This window comes from Campylobacter sp. BCW_6465 (genome assembly GCF_001762815.1).
Classification (GTDB): Bacteria; Campylobacterota; Campylobacteria; order Campylobacterales; family Campylobacteraceae; genus Campylobacter_D; species Campylobacter_D jejuni.
In genome coordinates this window covers 338-2,725 of record NZ_MJXN01000100.1, presented here as the reverse complement: position 1 = coordinate 2,725, position 2,388 = coordinate 338, and the positions used below count along the sequence as shown (strand labels likewise).

Below are 2,388 nucleotides of genomic sequence, written 5' to 3'. Positions count from 1 at the left end.
AAAATCAATATTTAGATAAAATTCCAGATCCTATACTTAATCTTATTAAAGATGAGAATAACAAATTAACTTCATTTTATAATGAGATGAGAAAGCGTATCAAAGAAGATAATTTCCAAAACATTAGTTACAGCAGTGACATAGTGTTTAATAATACTATGCAATATAATAAAAATAAAGAAAATGGTAATCCATTTTTTCATTATATTAGAGCAGCAGTAATGACACCTGAACATTTTAAAAAATTATTCCATAGTATGAATATTTCAAAAGAAATTCTCATGAAAATTCAACAAGCAGGATTTACCATTGTAACTACAAACGACCCCAATAAAAGAAAAAATTTTTATGAGAAACTAAAAAGTAAAGAAATTTTTATAGAAGTTTTATAATAGAACATATTAACGATAAAGACTTTGCAAGAACAAATAGCCGAAAGCCACGCCTCTTTCGGTTAAGTGTTTTTTGTTACAATTGTATTAAGCTTAGACTAAGTGTGGTTTTTATAGAATTTTCAACGGTTTTTTTAAGTGAGATAATCAACAAGCTTGATTATCTCGTTAATTAATTCTAAGACAAGAACTAAAAACTCAATGATCCTACTCATTATTCCTCTTTCTTATAACCGAAAGAGTAGCCATGCTTAATACGCTTTAATTATAGTATTTTTGAATGAATAAGTTTTAATGTTTTATATGAAAATTTGGGTGTTATCTCAATTCTTTCCTATAATTTGTTTTTTTCTTCATCATTATGAAAAATCATTGTTTCAATACAATTTTCTTTACAAAATTGTTTTATTTCATAATTATTGTTTGTTTCATAGAATTTAACAAGATGGGTAAAAAACTCATTCATATCATTCTTAGCAATTGCCAAAATACCGAATCCATTTTCAATTAAAATTTTATTAGCAATTAGCATTGAAGTTCTTTTATTTCCATCAAAAAATAATTGACTTCTCATAAGATATAACATCAAATCCAATGCTACTTCTTTTTTATTTTCATTTTTTAAAATTGTTTCTATATTTTCACTAACCTCATAATCAATAGGTAATTTTGGTTTAAAATTTGTTCCACTTATTTTAACATCAGCTGTTCTTAAAAATCCTGATTTATGAACCAAATCTCTGCCTACAATCCTATTAAAGTCCTGTATCAAACTCAAACTAACTTTTTCATTAATGGTATCAAACAAATAATTCCAAGCTCTTTTGAGATTTAAAATTATTGTTAAATCTTGTATTGTTTTATCAGGAACACTAAAGCCATCTATAATCATTTGAGTTTCAGGAAAAGTAACATTTACACCTTCTAAATTCGCGGATTTCCAAATAATATCTACAAGGTTTCTTTTTGCTAAAAATATATTTTCTTCTAAAGTTAAATTTCTCATTTTAAATCTTTCCTTCATAAAAATCCGCCTTGAGTTTTAACTCTTGGCGGAAATAACCCTAAAGGCTAACTATGAAACGACATAGTAAGCGTTTTGTGAGATTATATCTAAACTTTAGGTTTTTTAAGTTTAAAATGGAAGTATTTTTAGCAAAACCGCAGGACAGAAAAGCCCCTTGCCTTTGTTAGAGTGTGTATAAAGCTACTAATTTACATTCATTTTCCCAAGTCAAATAAAAAAAATCCTATTAAAAGCCTAAAAATAGGTATTTTACAGCAAAAATACTTAACAAAATTCACGAAAATATAGTATAATTATTAAAAATATGAATAAAGTAAGGAAAATTATGCCCACTCTTTTAAAAATCAATGGCTTTAAGTTTTTCTTTTATTCAAACGAACATGAACCAAAGCATATTCATATTATGAAAGGTAATGAATTTGCGAAAATTAATTTAGAAAATTTACAAGTTCAATTTAGCAATTTTAAAAATAAAGATTTGTCTTTTATTCTTGAAACTGTTAAAAAACACAGACTCGAATTTGAAAGGAGATGGAATGAATACTTTAGTTAAGGCAAAGAATGTAAAATTCGATAAAGATTATCTTATTGTTTTATTAGAGGATGAACGCATAATCCAAACTCCTTTAAAATGGTATAAAGAACTTGAAAATGCAAATTCAGAAGATTTAGAAAAATGGCATTTTATCTGTGATAATACAGGCATCGAATGGGAAAAATTAGACTGTCATTTAAGTATAGAAGCTATGCTTAAAAGCAATGTGAACAAAGTAGCGTGAAAATACAATTAAATCGATGAAGATTTTGGTGACTTTTCCCAAGTTAAATAAAAAAAAGAACCTCGTTAAAACCACTAAAAAATAGGTATTTTATAGCAAAAAAACTTGGCTTTTTTAATGAAATTTGCTATAATATAGCTTGTATTTAAGTACTAATAAGGCTAATCTTCCGATTGTTTAGAAAGGGGGT

Annotated in this window: 3 protein-coding genes and 1 pseudogene; 3 read left to right on the top strand and 1 reads right to left on the bottom strand. The window is 26.2% G+C overall.

Annotated features, from left to right (window positions below):
- Positions 1-392 (top strand): annotated as a pseudogene (locus AJ886_RS07130) (DNA repair protein Rad50); the annotation flags it as partial.
- 334 nt (positions 393-726) lie between these two features.
- Here the strand turns inward: AJ886_RS07130 and AJ886_RS07125 are convergent.
- Positions 727-1,416 carry a Fic family protein gene (locus AJ886_RS07125; RefSeq protein ID WP_070287080.1) on the bottom strand — a complete coding sequence of 230 codons (690 nt, stop codon included), beginning with the start codon at positions 1,414-1,416 and terminating at the stop codon, positions 727-729.
- Positions 1,417-1,744: 328 nt separating this feature from the next.
- Here AJ886_RS07125 and AJ886_RS07120 point away from each other — a divergent pair, with 328 nt between their 5' ends.
- Positions 1,745-1,972 (top strand): DUF4160 domain-containing protein, encoded by a 228-nt coding sequence (locus tag AJ886_RS07120; protein WP_060787620.1) that lies wholly within the window; start codon positions 1,745-1,747, stop codon positions 1,970-1,972.
- A complete protein-coding gene (locus AJ886_RS07115; protein ID WP_060787619.1) occupies positions 1,956-2,198 on the top strand; it encodes a DUF2442 domain-containing protein in 243 nt (80 codons plus the stop codon). Before AJ886_RS07120 ends, AJ886_RS07115 begins: the two co-directional genes overlap by 17 nt.
- Positions 2,199-2,388 lie beyond the last annotated feature (190 nt).

What these genes read in the sequence shown, in the direction of transcription:
- AJ886_RS07125 (WP_070287080.1), bottom strand. Translation starts at nt 1,416, where the DNA reads ATGAAGGAAAGATTTAAAATGAGAAATTTAACTTTAGAAGAAAATATA.
- AJ886_RS07120 (WP_060787620.1), top strand. Translation starts at nt 1,745, where the DNA reads ATGCCCACTCTTTTAAAAATCAATGGCTTTAAGTTTTTCTTTTATTCA.
- AJ886_RS07115 (WP_060787619.1), top strand. Translation starts at nt 1,956, where the DNA reads ATGAATACTTTAGTTAAGGCAAAGAATGTAAAATTCGATAAAGATTAT.